A 23581-nucleotide genomic window follows, 5' to 3' on the forward strand; every position below is an offset into this window, starting at 1 on the left:
CACGCATCGCCAGCACGCCGGCTCCTACAGGGGGGTGCGGTGTTCTTACGTGAACTCCTCGCGCAACATCGCCACAAACGCTTCTCGCGCCGGGTGAACCCCGGCGTTTTCATGCCAGTAAAACAGGTTGTCGATGGCGGTCAGTTCAGGGAACTCATACCCCGCGCACCCCGCGCCTTTGGCGTACTGATCGAACACCCCTTTGGGCACCAGCGCGACCCCCGCCCCCGCACTGACGCACCCGACAATCGCGCCGTAACTCGCCAGGCTGACAATCGGCAGCGCCTGCCCCTGGCGCAACAACCAATGTTCCAGCGCCGCACGGTAAGGACACCCCTGGGGCCACATGAACACGGTCTTGTCCTGCAAATCGGCGATCTCGCGCACCGGCCCCAGCGACGTCGAGGCAATCAGCAGCAGCTCCTCGCGGTACATCGGCGTGCGCTTGAGTTGTGAGCGCTCGACATCCACCGCGACGATTGCGCCGTCGAGCCGGTGGTTGGCGGTGTCATCGAGCAATTGGCCCCAGGTGCCGGTGGTCAGCTCCAGCGCCACCGCCGGATAGCGCTTGTGGAACTTGGCGAGCAAACGCGGCAAGCGACCGGTGGCCGACGATTCGATGGCGCCGATGCGCAACGGGCCGGACGGCTCGGCGGCGGGGTCGACCGCCCGCTTGGCCTCAGCCGTCATGGCGAGAATCTTCGAGGCGTACGCCAGAAAAGTCTGCCCCGACGGACTGATGCGCAACCCTCTGCCTTCGCGGATAAACAACGCGACGCCCAACTCCGCTTCCAGCGACTTGATCCGTGCCGTGATGTTCGACGGCACGCAATGCAACAGCTCGGCCGCCCGGGCGATGCTGCCGACGTCGGCCACGGTTTTGAACATGCGAATCTGTGCCAGCTCCATACATCACCCAAAGTGAACGGTCAGCGCAGTATAAGTCAGTTGTGACGAACGGTCTGCGTTCTGATACTCGAAGCATCTGCCCACAGGTGCCCGACCATGCAAGCGCTCTCAACTGCCACCCCTCCCCTCAAAATCATCCTGGCCATGGCCTTCGTCGTCGCGTGCTGGGGCTATTCCCCGACCGGAATTCACATCGGCTTGCAAGCCTATGATCCCGGGCATCTGGCATTGCTGCGGTTTCTGCTGGCGTCGGTGTTCATGGCGCTGGTCGCGGTGTTCAAAGGCATCAGCCTGCCGACCCTTCGCGATTTGCCAATGCTGTTCGGCCTCGGCTTTTTTGCGGTGAGCCTGCATCACGTGGCGATCAATTTTGGTCAGCAAGGGGTCAGCGCCGGTGCGTCCAGCGTGTTGGCGCAATCGACGCCCTTGTTCAGCACGCTGCTGGCGCGCTTCGTGTTCAAAGACCAGGTGAGCGCGTGGCGCTGGGGTTGTGTTTTTCTGGGATTGATCGGCGTGGTGATAGTGGTCGCGGGCGATCGCGGACTGGGCAGCATCGACGCCCATGGCCTGTTGATTCTGCTGGCGGCGGTGTCCTGGAGTTTCTACTTCGCGTTGCAGAAACATCACTCCGGGCGTTACGACGGGCTGACACTGGTCTGCTACACGGTGTGGTCGGGGACCGCGTTGTTACTGGTTTATCTGCCGGGGTTGGCGGCACAAGTGGTCAACGCGCCGATACAGGTGCAACTGGCAGTGCTGGCGCTGGGCATTTTTCCGAGCGCGCTCGCCTACCTGGCCTGGGCATTTGTGTTGACTCACGTTGATTTGAGCCGGGCGACGATGACGCTGTATCTGGTGCCGCCGACGGCCATGGCGATTGCCTCGTTTGGCTTGGGGGAACGGCCGACGGTGATGATCGTTGTCGGGGGGACGGTGGTGTTGGTCAGTGTGTTGGCGTTGAATCTGGAGCGGCGGTTTGTGGCGATTCGGGTGGCGGGTGTTTGATGGGTGTTTTGTGGTGATGGGGCTGGCGCCTTCGCCGGCAAGCCGGCTCCTACAGGGGATCGCGGTTCGGCTCTGCGCCAGCCGGATCCCGCGAAGGCGGTTAATCGCGATCCGCCAGAAACCGGTCCCGGCTGTTGGTCAGGTGCAGCCACATTGCCGCCCGCGCCGCGTCCGCATCCTGACGCTTGATCGCGTTGAGAATCGCCTCGTGTTCCAGATTGGCCAACTGCCCCTGCTTGCTCAAATCCGCAGCGCCACGTTCAGCCGCATTAACGCGGGTGCGGGGGATCATCGCGCTGCCCAGGTGCTGCATGATTTCCGTGAAGCAGACATTGCCGGTGGCCTCGGCGATCAGCAGATGGAAACGCCTGTCGGCTTCGACGCAGCTGTCGTTGTTGGCGAGCAGGCTTTGATAATCGTCCAGCGCTTCGCGCATCTGTGCCAATTGCGGGTCCGTGCGCCGAATCGCCGCCAGCGCGGCGGCCTGGGTTTCGAGGCCCAGGCGCAACTCCAGGATGCTGCGCACGCCCAGCGCGGTATCGACATTCAGTCGTAGCCCCTGCTCCGGCGCGCGCTCGATGACGAACGTGCCGATGCCGTGCCGGGTTTCCACCAGCCCCGACGCCTGCAACTTCGAGATCGCCTCGCGCACCACGGTGCGACTGACCCCGTGCTCCTGAACGATGCTGTTCTCCGACGGCAGCTTGTCCCCCGGCAGCATCTGGCCGAGCAGGATGCTCTGGGTCAGTTTCGCGACCAGGTCATGGGCCAGGTTGTGAGTGCGCTTGCGGGCAGGCGCGTCGAGGTCATCTTGCATGGCAATCATCCGAAAGCAGGGCTAAGCGGATCGTAGCACTGCGGTCGAACGGTTTCTCAAGAAAACCGCCTCCAACTTGTATGACAACACTCAACAAAACAGACATCCAAGACAAAAACCAAGCGTACAAACGCCCCTAAACCGAATAAAAAATAACCTTAACCATACTATTTTGTTGAGCATTACCTCTTGCAGGATAAAAAAATGTAGTTGTATGATGTCTAGCAACAACGCCACACCTGCAACACCCCGCATAAAAATAATCAGTGGGAGAAAACCAAGTGAATACATCCGTATCCGGGATGCACGACGGTGCCGATTCGGTCCTGAAGTCCGCCATCTCGAAAGTGAAACGCCACGTTCTGCCGCTGTTCGTCATCATGTTCATCGTCAACTACATCGACCGCGTGAACATCGGCTTCGTCCGCGCCCACATGGAACATGACCTGGGCATTGGTGCTGCCGCCTACGGCCTCGGTGCCGGCCTGTTCTTCATCGGCTACGCGCTGTTCGAAGTCCCCTCCAACATCCTTCTGCAAAAAGTCGGCGCACGAATCTGGCTGACCCGCATCATGCTGACCTGGGGTCTGGTGGCCGCCTGCATGGCGTTCATCCAGAACGAAACCCACTTCTACATCCTTCGATTCCTGTTGGGCGTGGCTGAGGCCGGCTTCTTCCCCGGGGTGATTTATTACTTCACGCGCTGGTTGCCCGGAGTAGAACGCGGCAAGGCCATCGCGATCTTCCTCAGCGGCTCGGCCATTGCCTCGTTGATCTCCGGCCCGTTGTCCGGGTTGCTCCTGCAAATCAGCGGGTTCGGCATGCACGGCTGGCAATGGATGTATTTCATTGAAGGCATGTTCTCGGTCGGGCTGTGCGTATTCGTCTGGTTCTGGCTCGACTCCAAACCCCACGACGCCAAATGGCTGAGCCGCGATGAGCAAGACGCGCTGGTCAAAGCCATCGATGACGAGCAACTGGCCCGCGAAGCCGCGACGCCGATCAAACCGTCGCTGGGCACGCTGCTCAAGGATCGCCAGATCATCCTGTTCTGCCTGATCTACTTCTTCATCCAGCTGACCATTTACGCCGCGACCTTCTGGCTGCCGAGCATCATCAAGAAGATGGGCGACCTCAGCGATGTTCAGGTCGGGCTGTTCAACTCGATCCCGTGGTTGCTGTCGATTGTCGGCATGTACGCCTTCGCGTCGCTCTCGACGAAATGGAAACACCAGCAGGCCTGGGTCGCCGCTGCCCTGCTGATCGCTGCGGCGGGGATGTTCATGTCCACCACCGGCGGGCCGGTCTTCGCTTTCGTGGCGATCTGCTTCGCGGCACTGGGATTCAAATCGGCTTCTTCGCTGTTCTGGCCAATCCCTCAGGCGTACCTGGATGCACGGATCGCCGCGGGTGTGATCGCGCTGATCAACTCGGTGGGCAACCTCGGCGGCTTCGTCGCGCCGACCACTTTCGGCCTGCTGGAACAACACACCGGCTCGATTCAAGGCGGGCTGTACGGCCTCGCCGCGACCTCGATCATCGCCGCGATCATCGTCTTCGCTGCACGCAACACACCGAAAACCGCACCGGCCGTTGCGCTGGGCAAACCAACGCCCAGCCACGCCTGATCGCTGCTATTTAAGGACAAGAACATGAACCAACAAGACACTGCAAAAGCCCCGATCATCACCAGCATGCAAGTGGTTCCGGTGGCCGGTCACGATGGCATGCTGCTCAACCTGAGCGGTGCCCATGGCCCGTTTTTCACCCGCAACATCGTGATCCTCAAGGACAACGCCGGGCACACCGGCGTCGGTGAAGTGCCGGGGGGCGAGCGCATTCGCCAGACTCTGGAAGATGCGCGCAGCCTGGTGGTCGGCAGCCCGATCGGCACCTATCAGAGGATTCTCAACCAGGTGCGCCAGACCTTCGCCGACCGCGATGCCGGTGGCCGCGGCTTGCAGACGTTCGACCTGCGCATCACCATTCACGCGGTGACTGGCCTGGAAGCGGCGCTGCTCGATTTGCTCGGCCAGCACCTGGACGTGCCCGTCGCAGCGCTGCTCGGCGAAGGCCAGCAACGCGACGAAGTGAAGATGCTCGGTTATCTGTTTTATGTCGGTGATCGCAACGCTACCGATCTGGCTTATCGCAGCGAACCGGACGCCGACAACGACTGGTTCCGCCTACGCCACGAGAAAGCCATGACCGCCGATTCCGTGGTGCGCCTGGCGGAAGCCGCCCACGCCCGTTACGGGTTCAAGGACTTCAAGCTCAAGGGCGGCGTGCTCAGTGGCGACGAAGAAATCGAAGCGGTCACCGCGCTGGCCGAACGCTTTCCCGACGCGCGCATCACCCTTGATCCAAATGGCGCCTGGTCGCTGAAAGAAGCGATCCGCTTGTGCCGCGATCAGCATCACGTCCTCGCTTACGCCGAAGACCCGTGCGGTGCGGAAAACGGTTATTCAGGCCGGGAAGTCATGGCCGAATTCCGTCGCGCCACCGGCCTGAAAACCGCGACCAACATGATCGCCACCGACTGGCGGGAAATGGGCCACGCGATCCAGTTGCAATCGGTGGACATCCCGCTGGCCGACCCGCATTTCTGGACGATGCAGGGTTCGGTTCGCGTGGCGCAGATGTGCCACGAATGGGGCCTGACCTGGGGCTCGCACTCCAACAACCACTTCGATATTTCCCTGGCGATGTTCACCCACGTCGCAGCCGCCGCACCGGGAGAAATCACCGCCATCGACACCCACTGGATCTGGCAGGACGGCCAGCGCCTGACCAAAGCGCCGCTGCAAATCGTCGACGGTTGCGTGCAAGTGCCGAAGAAACCGGGGCTCGGGGTTGAGCTGGACATGGATCAACTGGCCAAGGCCCATGAGCTGTACAAAGGCATGGGGCTGGGTGCGCGGGATGACAGCGTGGCGATGCAGTTTCTGATTCCGGGATGGAAATTCGATAACAAGCGGCCAAGCCTGGTGCGCTAGTCGTCGGTACACCGCACACCTGTAGGAGCCGGCTTGCTGGCGATAGCGGTGGTTCAGTCGACACATTTATCGTCTGATAGGACGCCATCGCCAGCAAGCCGGCTCCTACAGGATGAGCGGTGTTTGGGCGGCTTGCAAAAGCCACCCCTTGAACGCCGCCATCGCCGACGTTTCGGGCCGTGACTGCAAGCGGGTCAGCCAGTAGCTGCCGGTGGTGATGCCGATGGCGAACGGTTGCTCGATGACTCCCGCCGCCAGTTGCCGGGCGAACATCAACGGCGGCGCCAAGGCCACACCCGCACCTTGCAACGCCGCCTCCATCATCGCCAGCGAGGAATCGAAGACGATGCTACGAGGCGGCGCGGCATGGGCAGGCAGGCCGGTGGCCTGAAACCATTCGGGCCATTCATCCGTGCGATAGGAACGCAACAGCGTTTGCTGCAACAGATCGTCCGGCGTGTGCAGTTGCCGGGCAATCTCGGGCACGCACAACACCGACAACGGCGCCTCGATCAACCTGACCGCCTCAATCCCGTGCCACGCTCCCGCGCCAAAGCGAATCGCGTAATCCAGCCCTTCAGCCGCAACGTCCACTCGATTGTTGTGGGTCGACAGGCGCAAATCTATGAACGGATGTTTCGCCTGAAAGTCCGCCAGTCTCGGCAACAGCCAACCGACCGCAAACGTCCCCACTGCGCCCACCGTCAACACCTCACGAAAATGCCCGCCTTCGAAACGCTCCAGGGTTTCGGCGATTCGATCGAAGGACTCGCGCAACACCGGCAACAAGGTCTCCCCTTCACTGGTCAGCATCAGCCCGCGTGGCAGGCGTTTGAACAGGGTGACGTTGAGTTGGGCTTCCAGGCTTTTGACCTGATGACTCACCGCGGCTTGCGTGACGCACAACTCCACCGCCGCCCGTGTAAAACTCAGATGACGCGCCGAGGCCTCGAAGGCGCGCAGTGCGTTGAGCGGTAATTGCGGTCGGATCATGCCAACTCCCAAATTTTTCTAATGGCTAAGCCGAGATATTGTCGTTTGTCGAAGCACGGCATACTGAATAGATTTGGCACGCCCGGCGACGGCCCGATTCATAAACCGCTCGGAGTGTAGCGGGTTTAATCATCAAATCTCATGGACAGCAGCTCAATCATGCACAACTCAACATTCGGCAAGGTCTTATCCTGCAGCGCTTTCGGACTGCTCCTCAGTGCAGGTTACTGCATTGCCGGGAATCAGACTGACGCGCAGATCGAAGCGGCGGTGAATGCCGCGGTTGCCCCGGTCATGCAGCAACAGAACATTCCCGGCATGGCCGTCGCGATCACCGTAGATGGCAAGCAGCATTACTTTAACTACGGCGTGGCCTCGAAGGAAACCGGCACGCCTGTCACCGAAAGCACCCTGTTCGAGATCGGTTCGGTAAGCAAAACCTTCACCGCTACCCTTGCCGCCTACGCCCAGGCCAGCGGCAAACTGTCCCTGTCGGACAAGGCCAGCCATGTCCTGCCGGCATTGCGCGGCAGCGCGTTCGATCACGTCAGCGTGCTGCAACTGGGCACCTACACCGCCGGCGGCCTGCCGCTGCAATTCCCCGACAATGCCGACGCAGCGGACAAGATGCTCGGCTATTTCAAACAGTGGAAACCGGCCTACACCGCCGGCAGCCATCGGCTGTATTCGAACCCGAGTCTGGGATTGTTCGGGTATCTGGCGGCCAACAGCATGGGCCAGCCGTTTGATGCGTTGATGGAAAAGACCGTGCTGCCCAAACTCGGCTTGCAGCACACCTACCTCAAGGTGCCGCAGGATCAGATGGCGCTTTACGCTCAGGGTTACAACAAGGAAGACAAACCGGTGCGAGTCGGGCCGGGCGCGCTGGACTCAGAAGCGTATGGCGTAAAAACCAGCGCCTCGGACCTGCTTCGCTACGTCGAGGCGAACATCAAACCGTCTGGCCTTGAAGCACCGATGCCGCAAGCCATCGCCACGACGCATGCCGGCTACTACACCGTTGGCGACATGACCCAGGGGCTGGGCTGGGAGTTTTACCACTACCCGATCACCCTAGATAAACTGCTCGCCGGCAACTCGTCGCCAATGGCGATGGAGGCGCACAAAGTCCAGTGGCTGAACCCGCCACAAGCTCAACCGGACAACGTGCTGATCAACAAGACCGGCTCTACCGGTGGCTTCGGTGCGTATGTGGCGTACGTGCCCTCGAAAGACATCGGCATCGTGATCCTGGCCAACAAAAACTACCCGAACCCGGAGCGAGTCAAAATCGCCCATGCAGTGCTGAGCACATTGACTCAATAACCTACGAACCAACCCCCTGTAGGAGCGAGCCTGCTCGCGATTGCGGTGTGTCAGGCGAAAGGGATTTCGAATGTTACGCCCTCATCGCGAGCAAGCTTGCTCCTACAAGGCTCGGCGCGGGCAAAAAAATGGGCGACCTGTTGAGGTCGCCCATTTTTGTTAGCGCGTGATCATCTACGCATTCAATCGTCAGGCATTTCCGGTGGCTTGGCCGGCTTCGCCGGTTTGCCCGGTTTCGTTCCCTTGGTGCCGTTAGGCGGTGCGGCCTCTGTGACGGGCGGCGGGGTGGGCACCGTGGCTTCTTTCTCGGTCGACGGCAACTGGTCGACCGTACTGAAAATCGTCTTCAGATCAACCGCGTCCGATTGCTCGAGTTTCTTTTCGCCGTCCTTGCCGACCAGAATCACCTTGGTCTTGGCCCCTGCTCCCAACTTGAGCGAACGGATCAAGGCTGCCGTGTCTTGTGGCCCGAGGTCTTTGCCTTCGCGCTGGCCCATCAGGTTGAGCACGGTGTACAGGACCATGTTCCGGTCGGTGAATTCCTTGCGATTGGCCGGCTCATCCAGTGACTTTTTCAGGCTGACCCACGCCGGGTCGACCGTGCTCGGCGCAATGACAATCAGCGGCCGGGACCTGCCTTTGTCCATGTCCAGAGGTGAGTCGCCATCGGCGGCGAGCAAGGGGCCGGCGAAAGCCAGCAGGGTTGTCAGGGTCAATGACCTGATGAGCATGCGCATCTCCTTTTGATATCCACGCTCTAATGATTGCGCATCGCGGCGTTCGTTCCGGGGGTCGCACCGCAATTGTGTTTCGCCTTGACCCAAGCTTAGGTCAGGGCGGTCATTGCGCAACAGGCTGAGCTAATCTCAAGACTCGATATACACCTGAACCGCCGTGAGGATCCCGCCATGAGCGCTCAGCTGAATCACACCATCGTCTGGTGCCGAAACAAACAGATATCCGCGTCGTTTCTGGTCGAGATTCTCGGCTTGCCCGCCCCCGAACCCTTCGGGCCGATGTTGATTGTGAAACTCGAAAACGGCGTGTCGCTGGACTACTACGACAATGACCCGCCGATTGCCTCTCAGCATTATGCGTTTCTGGTCAGCGACGACGATTTCGATGCGGCGTTCGCTCACCTGCAAGCCAGGCAGCAAACGTGGTGGGCTGATCCCTGCAAACAGCAACCGCAACAGATCAACGATTATGGCGGTGGCAGGCGCGTATATTTCGACGACCCGGACGGGCATCTGCTGGAGATTTTCACCCGGGAATGACAAACAATGCTGCCGGGCATCTTAAGGATCTTCTTGCACCACAAAGGACGTTAGCCGCCTTATCAGCGGTGTCGCAAGCAACACGAATGGCACAATGGTCATCCAGGCAACCAGCCAGGCTTTTAATCCATACAACAGTAACTGGCTGGCCGAAAGGCTTGAAGGACTGGCTATGGCCGTAGCAATAGCGCAGGTGATTGCGGACTGGATCACCGCAGAAGTTCGCTGGCGAAATCGCCGATGGAGCTTGGGCATTTCCGGTACTCCCAGACGGCTGCGTCGCAAGTCGCGAGCAGCCGGCTTGCATGGACCTTACTTGGCTTGGAGCAATTCAACAGTCTGCGCAGTCGTCAACAGAGCGTTGGCGATGTAACGGAAGTTGATCAGCGCAGCCAGGTAACCGTCCCCTTCCGGGGTGGTCGGGCCGGCGGTAGCATCACGCACCACCGCCACCTCGAAACCTTGCTCCAGCAATTCACGCAGGTGCGACTCGACGCAAAGGTTGGCCGCCATACCCGCCAGAATAATTTGCGACACACCGTGCTTGCGCAGTTGCAGCGCCAAGTCATTGGTTTCCGGGCCGTAGACCTTGTGTGGCGAAGCGATGATGGTTTTGCCGTCGAGAATGTACGGCTTGAACTCGGGCATGAAGTCCGCACCGGAGTTCTCGAAACCGTCGAGGGTCAGCGGGCCCTTGCGATCGAACATGCAGATGGAGTGCATGACCTTTTCCAGCGGCCCGCCGAATTTCCACTCGTGGTCGCACGGATAGTAGTAGTGCGGGGAGACAGCGACCGTGATGCCCGCACCTTTGGCGGCTGCGAACAACTGACCGAGGTGATTGACCACATCGTGTTCGACGATGCTCTTGCCAAACACATCCCAACTCACACCCTCAGGACTGAGGAAGTCGATTTGGGGGTCGATGACGACCAGCGCAGCGCGGGAAAGATCAATTTTCATACCTGGATTTGGCAGCGCAGGGCTGGCTGGATCTGCGTAATGTGCGTGGCGTGTTGTGTCGTTGCTCATGCCAATAGACTCCGATCGTGGGTAACAAAGTTGCTCTATGCCATGGCGCCCCTGCGGGCCGTTGCTTACCATCGGCGAGAACTTCATCCTATCCCCACCTTCTGATCCGACTTTGTCAGCACGTACAGAGTCTTTATCTGGTCGTCGCTATCATGGATATCCTGTCCGAATTCTTCGAACGCACGAACCTTCAGGGCAGGCTTTTCTTCTCTGGCCGGGTCGATGGCACTCTTGTCCTCGATAAGCCGCCAGGTATGGCGTTCATCCATGTCATCAGCCAGGGCGGTATCGACATGGTTCAGCCTGGGTTACCAAAGATCTCCATTGCCGAGCCCAGCGTGCTGTTCTGTCCGAGCAGTTGCCGGTATCAACTGCGCTCCAATACGATCGAGGGGGCAGAACTGATTTGCGCCTCATTTCAATTTGGGCGAAACACACAACACCCCTTCCCTCTCGGGCTCAAAGAAACCCTGATCTTCCCATTCAGAGAGCTGGAGAATCTCGGCCCGGTCATTGGCGCGCTACTCGCCGAGTTTCGGGACCAGGGGGCTGGAAGGACCAAAGCGCTGAATCTGCTGTTGGAATACATATTTGTCCTGATCGTGCGACGCGCCGTTGCAGACGGACTGATATCCAGTGGATTGCTCTATGCCCTGCAGGATGGGCGCCTCGGCGCGGTGTTCAACAGCATCCATTCAGTGCCGGATGAGCTTTGGACCGTCGAGAAACTGGCGAGCCTGGCGAACATGTCCAGGTCGAAATTTTCCGCCTGTTTCACTCAGATAATGGGGCAGTCGCCTATGGGGTATGTCACCGCATGGAGGATGAAGGTGGCTCAGGACATGCTTCGTGACGGTGTTCAGATCAAGGTGATCGCCGAGTCGGTCGGTTACAGCTCGCAGGCGTCTTTTTCGAAAAGCTTTCTGAACGTCATTGGTTGTCCTCCAGCCGAGTGGCTGAAACGCGATGCCAGTGCAGAAGCACCCTTGGTGACCGCACACGTGCAGCCTGCACAAGACTTTCTGGTTTCACAGGCGTAACAGAGCAAGGATCGCCGAACCAAAATGAAGTCTTTATGACTACTTATCGAGTCATATTGACTCTTAACAACTGTTGTATATATGACAACATACAATCCTATCTTGTTGATATATAACAATAAATAAGATGGCACGATTCATGAATTGGTTTTGGAAATGCCTCCAAAGCAGGAAATCATCATGTCTCGTTCCATGCCCCTCAGCTTTACGCTTTGCCTGTTGCTCTCACCCGTGTGCATGGCCGATCAGGTCGTCCGTGAGGTGCCTGATACCACCGCTGGCAAGGGCGCCGGTGCCGTGACCGGATTGATGGTCGGCGCTGTGGGTGGCCCGATTGGAGCGCTGATCGGTGCCGGTGTCGGATTCTTTGCCGGCAGCGCGGTTCAGGAAGCGGCCGGTCTCACGGAAACCGCTTATGAAGTGAAGGACGCCCAGGGCGAAATCAGCACTGTTCGCTCGCCCAATGCCCGCTTCGAACCAGGTCAACAAGTGACGCGCAAAGGCCCGCGCCTGGTGCGTCAGGACAGTTGATCCAGCCATCACCACGAACTTCTTTTTGGGATCCGGCCATGGGTCGGTTCCTCTTTTTTTTCTCGTTTTCGAGGGTGGACGAGCCGCATCTCGTCTGCCCTTTTTTCTTACACCGCGCTTTATCCTTAAAGGCTGCGGAACACCGCAAACACCCTCTTGATGATAATCATCGCAATGAATATTCATCGATCTAACGATAGGTATCAGCCGCGAAAGTCGCTTCATCCAAGGCAATGCAAAAAACAGCAACTTCATAGCCGGTTGTCAGACAAATATGGATAAGCATCTAACACACAAGCACTTTTATTTACTTTCCTGACCATTCGGCCAACAAAGACAGCAAAAATTATCTTCGTCGTCACGTTTAAGCATTTCAATTCAACACTACTTTCTTATAAAATTCCCCGCCTTAATGGCCCCTGGCCAGCAACCTCGGAAAAGCGGCTCTCTCTCCCTTGAAAAGAAAAGCCCGGCGACACCTTGTTGCGACTTTTCCTGACATCATCCGGTACAGCTCCGAACACTGAATTCCTTTCGTACAATCATGAACTGCCAGCCAGGCACTTTCTGCCTGGATGCTCCCTTTACTAACGTTTCCCTATCTGTCCGAGACAGAGGAGGATTATTTGCTTCGCAAGCTTGCACTGCCTTATGGTTTGAGGACGATCCTGACGACTGCGCTGGTATTCCAGTGTGCAACTTTAGTCCTCAGCTTATGGTTAGTGAGCAGCAACCAATCGAGCATTGGAACCCTATCAAGTGTCGCTGTCGATCAAGTCGACGCAGTGGCGGAAACAGTTCAACACTTGATGGAGGCACGCCTCTCCCTGTCGCGAGCCAACACCCGCATCGTACTGTTTAATAAAATCCCGCATGAAATGGTGCAACACGCCCGCGCGGAACTGACACTGGCGAATAAATCGTTTGACCGTTTCCTCACACACACAAAGGTTGATGAAGAAAACCATATCCGAGTCCAGGCTTTAAAAGACGTGTATTCACGTTATGTGGAGGTACTCAATCAACTGGTCAAGTACACGGGCGCTGGCGACGTCCAATGGGCACTCGCTCAGCCGGTACAGGACATTCAAGAGCAACTCCTTCTGGAACAAAAAAACTTCATAAAATACGGAAACAGCATCAGCCAGACTTCACTTCAGTCCATGGGTGACCGATTTAAAATATACATCGCCGCCGCTGCAATGATACTTCTAATGGTATTAGCAACAACATTCTTCCTGTTGTACATCATAAAGAAAGTAGAGAAGAGTCGACTTCTAAAAATTGCCGTCAATCGAACTGATAGTGCAATTATCGTTACCAATCCGGACAGCATAATTACTTATGTAAATGAGGGTTTTGTGCGCATGCTGGGTTATGAAATATCAGACCTGGTGGGGAAAAAACCGGACGAGGTATTTTATGGCCGCCATACGGATCAGGAAGCAGTCCTTTCTTTTAGAAAGAGTATCCAGAAAGGACAAAGCCATACCACTGAGTTATTGGTCTACAACAAATCAAAGAATCCATTGTGGGTACGCGTAGTCGCCAATCCGGTGCTCGACCCACAGGGTGTTCAGCAGGACGTCGTGGCTATTGTGACGGACATCACCGAGGCCAAGATGAATGACGAGTTGCAGTTCAAGGTCCTCAGTGCCATGGCCCGCGAAGAACCACTTCCCGACATCATGAAGTTGATTTGCCTGGAGATAGGTCGTATCGCTCCTGAAATCGGCGTTTCAATAAGGCAATTTGATGAGCAGGGCTGCCTTCCACTGGTGGCGGAATTCAACCTGCCGGCCGGGTTGATTCAGTCACTGGAAAGCCTTGCCGAAAGGTCCATCCTGAAAAAAATGGACGTGAAAGAAAGCATGATGCTGAACTTCACTGACCCTGCATCGGACCAGGGCGATTGCATCGATCACAAGCTCTCGCAATCGTTCGGTTTCACGGCCGGCTGGGTTAACACCATTCGCTCCAACAACGGACGTTGTTTAGGCACATTTACCCTTTACTACCGTGAAAATCACCTCCCTGCGGTCCAACATCACCGGCTGCTTGAAACCAGCCTGAAGCTGTGCGCACTCGCCCTCGAGAGGGACAGCTTTATCAACGACATTGAACGACTGGCTTATTATGACAGCCTGACGATGTTGCCCAATCGGCGACTGTTGATGATGAAAGCAAACTCAATGATTGCCAATGCTCAGCGCTCGCAATCATCAATGGCCGTGTTGTTCATCGACATTAATAAGTTCAAGCAAATCAATGACTCACTTGGGCATGCCGCCGGGGATTTGCTTCTGTCTGAAATAGCCAGGAGGCTTCAGGGTTCTGTGAGGGGCAACGACTTTGTCAGCCGGCTTTCAGGAGATGAATTCGTCATTATTCTGTCTCCCTCCAGCGCTGAACAAGCGATTGCCTTTTCAGAAAGAATGCTCAGCAAACTATCGGAACCCATGATGTTGGCCGATGTAAAAATTGCGCCCTCGGCCAGCATTGGTATTGGTATTTATCCAGACCACGGTAACGACATTCACTCGTTGCTTTTGCATGCCGATCAGGCGATGTACAAAGCCAAGTCCGCAGGCCGCCAGGCAATTGAAGTGTTCGACCAGGTGATCAACGATTCAACCAATGACGAACTGACACTGAGCCTGGCCCTCGAGAATGCCCTGGAGTCCAATCAGCTGACGCTGCATTACCAGCCCCAGATAGCGCTCGACGACAACCAACTTTTTGGTGTCGAGGCACTTGCCCGCTGGCGTCATCCGGAGCTTGGAAACATCCCTCCAAATCGATTCATCCCTTTGGTGCGCGAGGCAGGATTAATGCCCAAGCTCAATCAATGGGTACTCACCGAAGCCTGCCGGCAGATGGCTCAATGGCGCGACTCGGGACTTGTCGTGCCTCGCATGTCGGTAAACATCTTCCCCGTCGCCTTTCGCGACAGAGCCATTATTGATCTCATCCAGTCTCTGCTGACAAGGCATGGGCTCCTACCCTCCTGTTTGACGCTGGAGGTCACGGAAGACTTCATACTGGACGCCACCGACAATGTCATATCGGTCATTACCGAGGTCCGTCAATTAGGCGTCAGCCTATCCATTGACGATTTTGGCACCGGTTACTCCAGCCTGAGCTACTTGCTGCGACTGCCCGTGGACACCATCAAGCTGGACAAGAGTTTTATCGACGATATCGAGAAAAGCGAAAGTGCCCGGACACTGGCGCAGTCGATTGCCGGGATCTGCAAGAGCTTGCAATTGAACATTGTCGCCGAAGGTGTTGAAACCGATGCGCAGCTTGAAATCCTTCGAGGCCAGGGATACCAGATAGCGCAAGGTTATTGTTTCTCGCGCCCTTTGGCCCCTCAGGATTTAGCTCAATGGATCCGTGAGAGATTCCTTTCCAGCGATGATAGCGAACGCTACCGAATCTCGGCTCCCAAGAGCCTGCCGTGAGATTTCAAGGGATGTCGTACAGAACCTAGAACGCCAGTTTGTAGCCGATCAGCACCAGCATCGTCGCCAGGCACGGGCGCAACACCTCATCCGAGATGCGGCCGGTCAGGTGGCTGCCCAGGTAAATCCCCGGCAGCGAACCGACCAGCAAGTAGCCCAGCACATGCCAATCCATGTTGCCCATGCTCGCATGGCCGAGACCGGCGACCAGGGTCAGCGGTACGGCGTGGGCGATTTCCGTGCCGACGAGGCGGCGGGTAGGCAACAGCGGATACAGGATAAACAGCGCCACGGTGCCAAGGGCGCCCGCGCCGATGGAGGTCAGGGCGACCATGGTGCCGAGGATCAGGCCGGTGATCACGGTCAGCCCATTCAAGCGTTTGCCGCTTGGGTTGTAGGTGCCACCGGCGCGTTTGTGGGCGAAGTCGAGCAGGCGTTTCTTGAAGAAAATCGCCAGTGCCGTGGCAAACAGGACAAAGCCCAGCGCCTGTTTGATGATGGCGTTCATCGCGTCGGGGGACGTTTGCAAACTGCTCAGGAACCACAACGTCAGCGCCACGGCCGGCACACTGCCGAGCGTCAGCCAACCGGTAATGGCCCAGTCGATGTTCTTGTTCTTGCGATGTACCAGCACACCACTGGATTTGGTAATCGCGGCGTACAGCAGGTCCGTACCCACCGCTGTCGCCGGATTGATGCCGAACCAAAGCAGGATCGGCGTCATCAGCGAGCCGCCGCCCACGCCGGTCATGCCGACAATGAACCCCACCACCAAACCTGCCACAACCAAACCGAAGTTAACGAAATCCATTAACACGCCCACAAAAACGCATGAAAAAACTGGCCCGCAGCATAGCGATTTTTCTTATAACTACTTATATCGATGCGGTCTATCGTTATTCCTGCACGCGCATTCCCTTGTAGGAGCCGGCTTGCTGCGGGCGGCGTTCCGACGATTGCGGTGTGTCAGTCAAATCAATGTTGCAGATATGCCGCTATCGCCAGCAAGCCGGCTCCTACAGGGTCGGGGTTTACTGGACGGGGAGGAAATTGAGGAACAACAGGCTCTGTGCGTAGTTCAGGCCGATCCGCCGGTAGCGCTCGTCCAGCATCTGGGTCAGCAGGTCCAGGCGCGCAACGATCTTGCCGAACTCCACGGCAAAACTCAGGTTGCTGCCCTCCTCCGAGATCTCGTTGGAAAACAGCAAGGGCTCGCCGTTTTTGTTTTGCCGCTGGCTGAGGATCCAGGTGGCTTTCTCGATGTTGCGCGCAGCGTTGCTGACGAAGACCGGGTTGATCGCATCGGTCATGTAAAACTCCAGCCGATTGCCGTGAGCGGTGACCAGCATGCTGCCGATGGCGTAGATGAAAGCGCCGACCCGGTCGCCGAGGAACTCCGGGCTCATGGCGTAATTCAGCGCCGCCAGATCCTTCTTGCCCCCCAGCGTCGGCAGCGGTTGTTGCTGTTCGATGGCCAGGCGCACTTGTTTGCCGGCGGTGCGGGCGTCGAGGAAGCCGGACTTCTTCAGCTCCTGCGGGTTGCGCAGGTAGAGCTTGCCCATCAGCAAATAGAGGCTGTCGAGGTTGTCACGCATCGCCAGGGTGGCCATGCGGTCGACGCTGGTCTGGAGGAATTCCTGGGGCCTGCCTTCACGAAACTGGCTGACGATGTCCCGGCCCTGCTGCTGACTGCAACCGGTCGTGAAGAACATCGACAGAACGGCGAGCAGCAGGCAATGGCGGCGGATGTGCACAGCGGTGAGGGGTAAAACTCGGGCCATGGGTGCTTGAACTTGGGCATGGGCCGGCGGAGGGGATCGCCGCAGGCTGACCAAGGGTAGAGCCGTGGATTGCGAAAAAGTGCAGAACCTGCAGTCCGCCCTTTCCCAACAAAGTGAAGGGGACAGCTCATTAGTCATACTTTTTAATTGCAACGCCGCACGATTAAGCTATAAATCCTTCCCTGTCGAATTAATAATCGACATTTAGTATGACTACTTTTAAAAAACAATAAAAAGGAAGGTAACCCATGCTTCATTCCAGATACCCGCACTACGTCCTTGGACTGTCCCTGATGATCGCCACCCTCACCGCCCAGGCCAATGGTCTGTCCAGCGAACATAAAGCCTTCGGCAAAACCAATGACGGCACAGCCGTCGAACAATACGTGTTGCGTAACAGCCACGGCATGCAGGCCACCGTGATCACCTACGGAGCGACGCTGCAGTCGCTTGCCGTGCCGGACAAAAACGGCAAGCTCGAAGACGTGGTGCTCGGCTTCGACAACGTACAGGGCTATCAGAGCGGCAAGGCCTACTTCGGCGCGACCATCGGGCGCTTCGGTAATCGCCTGGCCAACGGTGCGTTCGAAATCGATGGCAAGCGCTTTCAGGTGCCGCAAAATGACGGCTCGAATTCACTGCACGGCGGCCCGCAGGGTTTTGACAAACATGTCTGGAAAGCCAAACCGGCGAAGGGCAAGGATTCAGTGGGCGTGACGCTGACGTACCTGTCGGCGGACGGCGAAATGGGTTTTCCTGGCAACCTGACAACCGAGGTCACCTACAGCCTCAACGAAAACAACGAGCTGCGCATTGAGTACAAGGCCTCCACCGACAAACCGACGGTGCTGAACCTGACCAATCACAGCTACTTCAACCTGGCCGGCGCGGGTAACGGCGACGTGTTGCAACAGGTCGCAACCTTGCATGCCAGTCACTACACGCCGGTCAACGGTAAGTTGATTCCTACCGGCGAGCTGGCTCCGGTGGCCGGTACGCCGATGGACTTCACCCAACCCACCGCCATTGGCAAACACATCAAGGCGGATCATCCGCAGCTGAAATTCGCTGAGCCGAAACAGGGTGGCTTCGATTTCAACTGGGTGCTGGATGCCAAGGGGGACCTCGGCAAACTGGCTGCCGATGTCAGCGACACGCAGTCCGGGCGTCGTTTGCAGCTCTATACCACTGAGCCTGGCGTGCAGTTCTATACCAGCAACTTCCTTGATGGCTCGGTCAAGGGTAAGGCCGGCAAGACTTACGCACACTGGAGCGCGTTCACTCTGGAAACCCAGCATTACCCGGACGCGCCCAATCAGCCGAACTTCCCGTCTACGCGACTGGATCCGGGCAAGACGTATACCCAGAGTACTGTGTTGAAGTTTTCTGCTCGGTAAGACGTTGGGGGGCATCAGCGCTTGGGTGAATATCCATTATTTCGGTGATGGCTGATCGTGGTTTCGCCCTTACGGCGAGTCACTTGGAAGAGCCCCAAGTAACCAAGGGCTCTTGCCCCTTTCGTTCGGTGGCTCGCTAATGCTCGCCATGCCCTCGCTCCGGTCCTGCTCCGTGGGCCCGCCGCCATCGGCCATCCATGGCCGGGGGCGGCTAACCCGGCATCCATGCCGGGTTGCCCACTACGCAGAACCTCCACTCGGCCTCTCGAGGGGGCGCTCAGATCAAAAGCGGAAGGCGAGCTAACGCTCGGCCTGATGAGTGGTGAGAAGCAAAAGCAAACGCGATTCCCTGTAGGAGCGAGGCTTGCCCGCGAAAAGCGTCCGGACGGCGCGTTCATTCAGACAGCCCGCGTTATCGTTGACACCTACAGCCCGGGGAACCCATGGGCTATTCTGCTGCCAACCGAAGTATCGACCGAATGACATCAAGGAGCTTTGCATGCGGACTCTCGAACTGGCCGGCATCAACGTACCGGTTATCGGCCAGGGCACCTGGCGCATGGGTGAAGATCGCGCTCGACACCGCGAGGAAGTCGCCGCGTTGCGCCTGGGCATCGAGTTGGGCATGACCTTGATCGACACCGCAGAAATGTACGGTGAAGGGGGCGCCGAGAAAGTCGTCGGCGAAGCCATTGCCGGCCTGCGCGACAAGATGTTTCTGGTCAGCAAGGTGTATCCGCACAACGCCAGCCGCAAGGGCATCCCCGAGGCCTGCGAACGCAGCCTGCGGCGGTTGAACACCGATTACATTGATTTGTACCTGCTGCACTGGCGCGGCCAGTACTCCCTTGAAGAAACCGTTGAGGCATTCGAACGCCTGCGCGAAGCCGGCAAGATCGGCCGTTGGGGCGTGTCCAATTTCGACGTGGATGACCTGCAAGAACTGGCCTCCCCGGCCTGCGCCACCAATCAAGTGCTCTACAACCTTGAGGAGCGTGGAATAGAATTTGATTTACTGCCGTGGAGCCAACAGCATCGTCAGCCATTGATGGCGTACTGTCCCATCGGCCAGGGCGGGAGTTTGCTCGCTCACCCGACACTCAAGCAGGTGGCCGCCCGTCACGCGGCGACACCGGCCCAGGTAGCCTTGGCATGGATTCTGCGGCAGGATGGAGTCATTGCCATCCCCAAGGCGGTCCGACCTGAGCATGTGCAACTGAATGCGCATGCCGCGCAATTGAAGCTTGTAGCCGGGGATCTGGAGGCGCTGGACCACGCGTTTCACGCGCCACAACGCAAACAGCGACTGGCCATGGTCTGAGCCATCGCGGTTCTGTCAGAGGGCTTCTCATGAGAAGCACCGATCAGCTCGACGCCTTTAATCTGCAACGCTTCATCCAGGCGCAGGACCCGGTGTTCGAGCGCGTGCAAAACGAACTCGGCGCAGGCCGCAAGCGCAGTCACTGGATGTGGTTCATCTTTCCGCAATTCATCGGCCTGGGCGGCAGCGAAATGTCGCAACGATATGCCATTCACTCGGGAGAGGAGGCTTCGGCGTACCTCAAGCATGCGCAGCTGGGCCCACGGCTGCGCACCTGCACGCAGTTGGTGCTGGATATTCCGGAACGCTCCATCATCGAAATTTTCGGCCATCCGGACAACCTGAAGTTCCGCTCGTCGATGACCCTGTTCGCGCAGTTCGCCCCGGATGACAGCCTGTTCCAGCAAGCGCTGATGCGGCACTTCCATGGGATTCCGGATGACTGGACGTTATCGCTGCTGGACTCAAAACAGGCCCAACTGCCCCCCAATCAGGGTTGAGAAATCGTCATCCACGAACGGCAGAATCGCATCCGCCACCGGTTGCAGTTGCCGGGTGACGTAGTGGTCGTAATCGATCGGCGCGCTGCGGATCTCCAGCGGCTCGGGCCCGGCGACGGTGATCACGTAGCTGATCCAGCCGCCGTTCTGGTATTGCCGCGGACGGCCCTGTTGATCGTTGTAGTCATCGGCGATCCGCGCCGCGCGGACATGCGGCGGCACGTTGCGCTCATAGTCATCCAGGGTCCGGCGCAAGCGCTTGCGATAGATCAGGCGATCATCGAACTCGCCCGCCAAGGTCTTGCGCACGTACTCGCGGACATAATCCTGATAGGGCTGGCGATGGAAGATTCGCGTGTACAGCTCTTGCTGGAATTGCCGGGCCAGCAGCGACCAGTCGGTGCGCACGGTTTCCAGCCCCTTGTAGACCATCTCGTCAGTGCCGTCGTCACGCGTGACCAGCCCGGCATAACGCTTCTTGCTGCCCTCCTCCGCACCGCGAATGGTCGGCATCAGAAAGCGCTTGTAGTGGGTTTCGAACTGTAACTCCAATGCGCTCTGCAGCCCGTACTCCTCTTGCACATGCACGCGCCACCATTGATTGACGTGATCCACCAGCGCGTGGCCGATCTGTGCTGCTTCCTGTTGACCATGGGCGCGGCGCAGCCAGACAAACGTCGAGTCGGTGTCGCCATAGATCACCGTGTGCCCCTGGGCTTCAATCAACTGGCGGGTACGCAGCATGATTTCGTGCCCGCGCAACGTGATCGACGAGGCCAGACGCGTATCGAAGAAACGGCAACCGCTGGAACCAAGCACGCCGTAGAAGGCGTTCATGATGATCTTCAGCGCCTGGGACAACGGTGCATTGTGTTCGCGCTTGGCGGTTTCGCGGCCCTCGGCGACCCGGGCGACAATGGCCGGCAGGCAGTGCCGGGTTCTGGAAAAACGCGCCCCGCGAAAACCGGGCACGGACTCGCTGTCGTCGGGATGCTTGAGCCCTTCGATCAGGCCCACCGGGTCGATGAGGAAGGTGCGGATGATCGATGGATAGAGGCTTTTGTAGTCGAGCACCAGCACCGATTCGTACAGGCCCGGCTGCGAGTCCATGACAAATCCGCCGGGGCTGGCCTGTGCAGGTTTGCTGCCGAGGTTGGGCGCAACGAAACCCTGGCGGTGCATCAACGGCATGTACAGGTGCGTGAAGGCCGCCACCGAACCACCGCTGCGATCCGCCGGCAAACCGGTCACGCTGGCCCGCTCCAGCAGGAAAGTGAGCAATTGGGTCTTGGCGAAAATCCGCGTGACCAGTTCGCAGTCCTTGAGGTTGTAAGTGGCGAGGGCCGGTTTGTCCTCGGCGAACATGCGGTTGATTTCGTCCATGCGCTGGTACGGCGTGCTGATCGACTTGCCCTCGCCGAGCAGGGTTTGCGCGACGTTTTCCAGGCTGAACGATGGAAAACTCCAGGTCGCCGAACGCAGGGATTCGATGCCGTCGATGATCAATCGCCCGGCGGCCGAGGCGAAGTAATGGTTGCGGCTGCCGTGCTCGCGCCACTGCATTTCCTCACCGCCGCGCCCCAGTTTCAGCGGCACCGCCAGGCGTCGGGCGTGTTCGTGAAGCACGCGCAAATCGAACTGCACGACGTTCCAGCCAATGATCGCGTCAGGGTCGTGCCGGGCGAACCATTCGTTGAGCTTTTTCAGCAGCAGGGTGCGCGACTCACAGTATTCGAGCTGGAAGTCGACGTTGCTGTCATCGCCGTTGGGCGGGCCGAGCATGTACACCTGACGCTCGCCGCAGCCTTCCAGCGCGATGGAATACAGATCGCCCTGAGCGGTGGTTTCGATGTCCAGGGACACCAGCCTGAGCGTCGGTCGATAGTCGGGATCGAGTTTCATCTGCGCGTCGAGCAGCAGGCCTTCGGCATCGGGAGTGCCACCGAAGATCACCGGCGCGGTGATGAAGCGCTCCATCATGTAGCGTTCCGGTGGGCGTACGTCGGCCTCGAACATATCGACGCCGGCCTTGCGCAGCGCGGTTTCCAGGCGCATCAGCTGACCGTGTTGCTGGCAATACAGACCGAGCACCGGGCGATGCTCGAAATCCAGCAGGGCCAGGGGTTTGAGCTCGACGTTTTTTTCGCCGTGCAGCACCTGCTCAGCCTGCTCGCGCTGCTCGGCGGGGATGAACGCCACCGACGGTTGATGCGGCAGGCGAATACGCTGGGGACCGATGTCGGTCGCCAGCCAGAACTCGACTTCCGTACCGCCCGGGGTATCGCGCCAATGCCGGGTCAGGACGAAGCCCCGCTGTAAATCCACCACTGCAACCTCACATCTGATTCAGAACGCAATTCTACGCGGCATTGCGGGGGATAACAGCGAACGCCTGGATTGGAATGAAGCCTTGTAGGAGCTGGCTTGCCGGCGATAGCGCCCGTTCAAACGATAAATACGTCGCCTGACCCACCGCTATCGCCGGCAAGCCGGCTCCTACAAGGTCGGTGGGGTGTTCGAAAATGAGAGGTTTATCGAAGAAAAACGGCTGAATGGCGTTTTTTGCGCGTTATCTGCCGTTTTCTGCCTTGCCCTCGGCGCTCGGGTCTACGATTCTTCAAGAACAACGACAACACCCGAGAAGCCACCATGAAAACCGTCGCCCAACTGCTCAAGTTGAAAGATCAGAAAAATCAGGAAGTGCACCAGATCAAACCCGATCACATGGTGCTCGAAGCACTGATGAAGATGGCCGAGAAGAACGTCGGTGCCTTGCTGGTGGTAGAGAATGACGAAGTGTTGGGCATCATCAGTGAACGTGATTACGCGCGCAAACTGGTGCTGCATGGCCGCTCTTCCGTGGGCACGCCGGTGCGCGACATCATGGTGTCGCCAGTCATCACCGTAGACACCCATCAAACCGTCGATACGTGCCTGGGCATCATGTCCGACAGGCGCCTGCGCCACCTGCCGGTGGTGGAGAACGGCAAGTTGATCGGCTTGCTGTCGATCGGCGACCTGGTCAAGGAAGCGATTGCGGAACAGGCAGAACTGATTCGCCAGCTGGAGCAGTACATTCGCGGCGAGTAATGCGAGCCCTGTAGGAGCGAGGCTTGCCCGCGAAAGCGCCGACTCAGTCAATGAACGTGTCGCCTGACCCAACGCCTTCGCGGGCAAGCCTCGCTCCTACAG

21 protein-coding genes are annotated in these 23581 nt (G+C 58.3%); 12 read left to right on the top strand and 9 right to left on the bottom strand.

Features of this window, described 5'->3' with window-relative positions:
• Positions 1-45 precede the first annotated feature (45 nt).
• A complete protein-coding gene (locus ACM6IO_RS20745; protein WP_008033671.1) occupies positions 46-909 on the bottom strand; it encodes a LysR substrate-binding domain-containing protein in 864 nt (287 codons plus the stop codon).
• A 96-nt stretch (positions 910-1005) separates the two neighbouring features.
• Here ACM6IO_RS20745 and ACM6IO_RS20750 point away from each other — a divergent pair, with 96 nt between their 5' ends.
• Positions 1006-1914, top strand: a complete 909-nt coding sequence (locus tag ACM6IO_RS20750) for a DMT family transporter (RefSeq protein ID WP_414912132.1) — start codon at positions 1006-1008, stop codon at positions 1912-1914.
• 100 nt (positions 1915-2014) lie between these two features.
• On the opposite strand, the gene ACM6IO_RS20755 is transcribed toward ACM6IO_RS20750, so the two are convergent.
• Positions 2015-2731 carry a FadR/GntR family transcriptional regulator gene (locus tag ACM6IO_RS20755; protein ID WP_414912133.1) on the bottom strand — a complete coding sequence of 239 codons (717 nt, stop codon included), beginning with the start codon at positions 2729-2731 and terminating at the stop codon, positions 2015-2017.
• Between the two features lie 281 nt (positions 2732-3012).
• Here ACM6IO_RS20755 and ACM6IO_RS20760 point away from each other — a divergent pair, with 281 nt between their 5' ends.
• Together ACM6IO_RS20760 and gudD are read left to right on the top strand one after the other, a co-directional pair.
• Positions 3013-4359 carry an MFS transporter gene (locus tag ACM6IO_RS20760; protein WP_414912134.1) on the top strand — a complete coding sequence of 449 codons (1347 nt, stop codon included), beginning with the start codon at positions 3013-3015 and terminating at the stop codon, positions 4357-4359.
• Between the two features lie 24 nt (positions 4360-4383).
• Positions 4384-5727, top strand: a complete 1344-nt coding sequence (gene gudD, locus ACM6IO_RS20765; RefSeq protein WP_414912135.1) for a glucarate dehydratase — start codon at positions 4384-4386, stop codon at positions 5725-5727.
• A gap of 105 nt (positions 5728-5832) precedes the next feature.
• Here the strand turns inward: gudD and ACM6IO_RS20770 are convergent, their stop codons facing one another.
• Entirely contained in the window at positions 5833-6720 is an 888-nt protein-coding gene (locus ACM6IO_RS20770) for a LysR family transcriptional regulator (protein ID WP_414912136.1), read from the bottom strand.
• Positions 6721-6879: 159 nt separating this feature from the next.
• Between ACM6IO_RS20770 and ampC the strand changes: the two genes are divergently transcribed.
• Positions 6880-8046: a class C beta-lactamase gene (ampC, locus tag ACM6IO_RS20775; RefSeq protein WP_414912137.1), complete on the top strand. Its 1167-nt coding sequence runs from the start codon at positions 6880-6882 to the stop codon at positions 8044-8046.
• Positions 8047-8228: 182 nt separating this feature from the next.
• On the opposite strand, the gene ACM6IO_RS20780 is transcribed toward ampC, so the two are convergent.
• Complete coding sequence (locus tag ACM6IO_RS20780; protein ID WP_192229163.1) at positions 8229-8777, bottom strand: DUF4174 domain-containing protein; 549 nt, start codon at positions 8775-8777, stop codon at positions 8229-8231.
• Positions 8778-8954: 177 nt separating this feature from the next.
• Between ACM6IO_RS20780 and ACM6IO_RS20785 the strand changes: the two genes are divergently transcribed.
• Positions 8955-9323, top strand: a complete 369-nt coding sequence (locus ACM6IO_RS20785; protein WP_414912138.1) for a VOC family protein — start codon at positions 8955-8957, stop codon at positions 9321-9323.
• A 21-nt stretch (positions 9324-9344) separates the two neighbouring features.
• Here the strand turns inward: ACM6IO_RS20785 and ACM6IO_RS20790 are convergent, their stop codons facing one another.
• A complete protein-coding gene (locus tag ACM6IO_RS20790) occupies positions 9345-9578 on the bottom strand; it encodes a DUF2798 domain-containing protein (RefSeq protein WP_223556169.1) in 234 nt (77 codons plus the stop codon).
• A 57-nt stretch (positions 9579-9635) separates the two neighbouring features.
• Positions 9636-10355 carry a cysteine hydrolase gene (locus ACM6IO_RS20795; protein ID WP_414912139.1) on the bottom strand — a complete coding sequence of 240 codons (720 nt, stop codon included), beginning with the start codon at positions 10353-10355 and terminating at the stop codon, positions 9636-9638.
• Positions 10356-10507: 152 nt separating this feature from the next.
• Between ACM6IO_RS20795 and ACM6IO_RS20800 the strand changes: the two genes are divergently transcribed.
• From ACM6IO_RS20800 to ACM6IO_RS20810, 3 genes are all read left to right on the top strand, one after another.
• A complete protein-coding gene (locus ACM6IO_RS20800; RefSeq protein WP_280161760.1) occupies positions 10508-11395 on the top strand; it encodes a helix-turn-helix transcriptional regulator in 888 nt (295 codons plus the stop codon).
• A 180-nt stretch (positions 11396-11575) separates the two neighbouring features.
• Positions 11576-11926: a hypothetical protein gene (locus ACM6IO_RS20805; protein ID WP_223437033.1), complete on the top strand. Its 351-nt coding sequence runs from the start codon at positions 11576-11578 to the stop codon at positions 11924-11926.
• A 626-nt stretch (positions 11927-12552) separates the two neighbouring features.
• Entirely contained in the window at positions 12553-15390 is a 2838-nt protein-coding gene (locus ACM6IO_RS20810; protein ID WP_414912140.1) for an EAL domain-containing protein, read from the top strand.
• A 25-nt stretch (positions 15391-15415) separates the two neighbouring features.
• Here the strand turns inward: ACM6IO_RS20810 and ACM6IO_RS20815 are convergent, their stop codons facing one another.
• A complete protein-coding gene (locus ACM6IO_RS20815; RefSeq protein WP_008033636.1) occupies positions 15416-16201 on the bottom strand; it encodes a sulfite exporter TauE/SafE family protein in 786 nt (261 codons plus the stop codon).
• Positions 16202-16421: 220 nt separating this feature from the next.
• Complete coding sequence (locus ACM6IO_RS20820) at positions 16422-17171, bottom strand: hypothetical protein (protein WP_414912141.1); 750 nt, start codon at positions 17169-17171, stop codon at positions 16422-16424.
• 248 nt (positions 17172-17419) lie between these two features.
• Between ACM6IO_RS20820 and ACM6IO_RS20825 the strand changes: the two genes are divergently transcribed.
• From ACM6IO_RS20825 to ACM6IO_RS20835, 3 genes are all read left to right on the top strand, one after another.
• Positions 17420-18568: an aldose epimerase family protein gene (locus ACM6IO_RS20825; protein ID WP_414912142.1), complete on the top strand. Its 1149-nt coding sequence runs from the start codon at positions 17420-17422 to the stop codon at positions 18566-18568.
• Positions 18569-19067: 499 nt separating this feature from the next.
• Positions 19068-19889, top strand: a complete 822-nt coding sequence (locus ACM6IO_RS20830; RefSeq protein ID WP_414912143.1) for an aldo/keto reductase — start codon at positions 19068-19070, stop codon at positions 19887-19889.
• A 29-nt stretch (positions 19890-19918) separates the two neighbouring features.
• Positions 19919-20389, top strand: coding sequence for a DUF1810 domain-containing protein (locus tag ACM6IO_RS20835; RefSeq protein ID WP_414912144.1), 471 nt, complete (start codon positions 19919-19921; stop codon positions 20387-20389).
• Here the strand turns inward: ACM6IO_RS20835 and ACM6IO_RS20840 are convergent.
• The gene (locus ACM6IO_RS20840; RefSeq protein WP_414912145.1) at positions 20354-22714 is read right to left on the bottom strand and encodes a DNA polymerase II; all 2361 of its coding nucleotides are present in this window, start codon (positions 22712-22714) and stop codon (positions 20354-20356) included. The two genes, ACM6IO_RS20835 and ACM6IO_RS20840, sit on opposite strands and share 36 nt — an antisense overlap.
• 324 nt (positions 22715-23038) lie before the next feature.
• Between ACM6IO_RS20840 and ACM6IO_RS20845 the strand changes: the two genes are divergently transcribed.
• Positions 23039-23479: a CBS domain-containing protein gene (locus ACM6IO_RS20845; protein WP_007944798.1), complete on the top strand. Its 441-nt coding sequence runs from the start codon at positions 23039-23041 to the stop codon at positions 23477-23479.
• Positions 23480-23581 lie beyond the last annotated feature (102 nt).

It is taken from the genome of Pseudomonas sp. IT-P44, assembly GCF_949768225.1.
Taxonomy (GTDB): Bacteria; Pseudomonadota; Gammaproteobacteria; order Pseudomonadales; family Pseudomonadaceae; genus Aquipseudomonas; species Aquipseudomonas migulae.

Excerpts from the sequence above, each read along its gene's own strand:
- ACM6IO_RS20805 (WP_223437033.1), top strand. The coding sequence starts at position 11,576 with ATGTCTCGTTCCATGCCCCTCAGCTTTACGCTTTGCCTGTTGCTCTCA.
- ACM6IO_RS20750 (WP_414912132.1), top strand. The coding sequence starts at position 1,006 with ATGCAAGCGCTCTCAACTGCCACCCCTCCCCTCAAAATCATCCTGGCC.
- ACM6IO_RS20755 (WP_414912133.1), bottom strand. The coding sequence starts at position 2,731 with ATGCAAGATGACCTCGACGCGCCTGCCCGCAAGCGCACTCACAACCTG.
- ACM6IO_RS20835 (WP_414912144.1), top strand. The coding sequence starts at position 19,919 with ATGAGAAGCACCGATCAGCTCGACGCCTTTAATCTGCAACGCTTCATC.
- gudD (WP_414912135.1), top strand. The coding sequence starts at position 4,384 with ATGAACCAACAAGACACTGCAAAAGCCCCGATCATCACCAGCATGCAA.
- ACM6IO_RS20830 (WP_414912143.1), top strand. The coding sequence starts at position 19,068 with ATGCGGACTCTCGAACTGGCCGGCATCAACGTACCGGTTATCGGCCAG.
- ACM6IO_RS20745 (WP_008033671.1), bottom strand. The coding sequence starts at position 909 with ATGGAGCTGGCACAGATTCGCATGTTCAAAACCGTGGCCGACGTCGGC.
- ACM6IO_RS20795 (WP_414912139.1), bottom strand. The coding sequence starts at position 10,355 with ATGAGCAACGACACAACACGCCACGCACATTACGCAGATCCAGCCAGC.
- ampC (WP_414912137.1), top strand. The coding sequence starts at position 6,880 with ATGCACAACTCAACATTCGGCAAGGTCTTATCCTGCAGCGCTTTCGGA.
- ACM6IO_RS20770 (WP_414912136.1), bottom strand. The coding sequence starts at position 6,720 with ATGATCCGACCGCAATTACCGCTCAACGCACTGCGCGCCTTCGAGGCC.
- ACM6IO_RS20825 (WP_414912142.1), top strand. The coding sequence starts at position 17,420 with ATGCTTCATTCCAGATACCCGCACTACGTCCTTGGACTGTCCCTGATG.
- ACM6IO_RS20815 (WP_008033636.1), bottom strand. The coding sequence starts at position 16,201 with ATGGATTTCGTTAACTTCGGTTTGGTTGTGGCAGGTTTGGTGGTGGGG.
- ACM6IO_RS20780 (WP_192229163.1), bottom strand. The coding sequence starts at position 8,777 with ATGCTCATCAGGTCATTGACCCTGACAACCCTGCTGGCTTTCGCCGGC.
- ACM6IO_RS20820 (WP_414912141.1), bottom strand. The coding sequence starts at position 17,171 with ATGGCCCGAGTTTTACCCCTCACCGCTGTGCACATCCGCCGCCATTGC.
- ACM6IO_RS20845 (WP_007944798.1), top strand. The coding sequence starts at position 23,039 with ATGAAAACCGTCGCCCAACTGCTCAAGTTGAAAGATCAGAAAAATCAG.
- ACM6IO_RS20785 (WP_414912138.1), top strand. The coding sequence starts at position 8,955 with ATGAGCGCTCAGCTGAATCACACCATCGTCTGGTGCCGAAACAAACAG.
- ACM6IO_RS20790 (WP_223556169.1), bottom strand. The coding sequence starts at position 9,578 with ATGCCCAAGCTCCATCGGCGATTTCGCCAGCGAACTTCTGCGGTGATC.
- ACM6IO_RS20800 (WP_280161760.1), top strand. The coding sequence starts at position 10,508 with ATGGATATCCTGTCCGAATTCTTCGAACGCACGAACCTTCAGGGCAGG.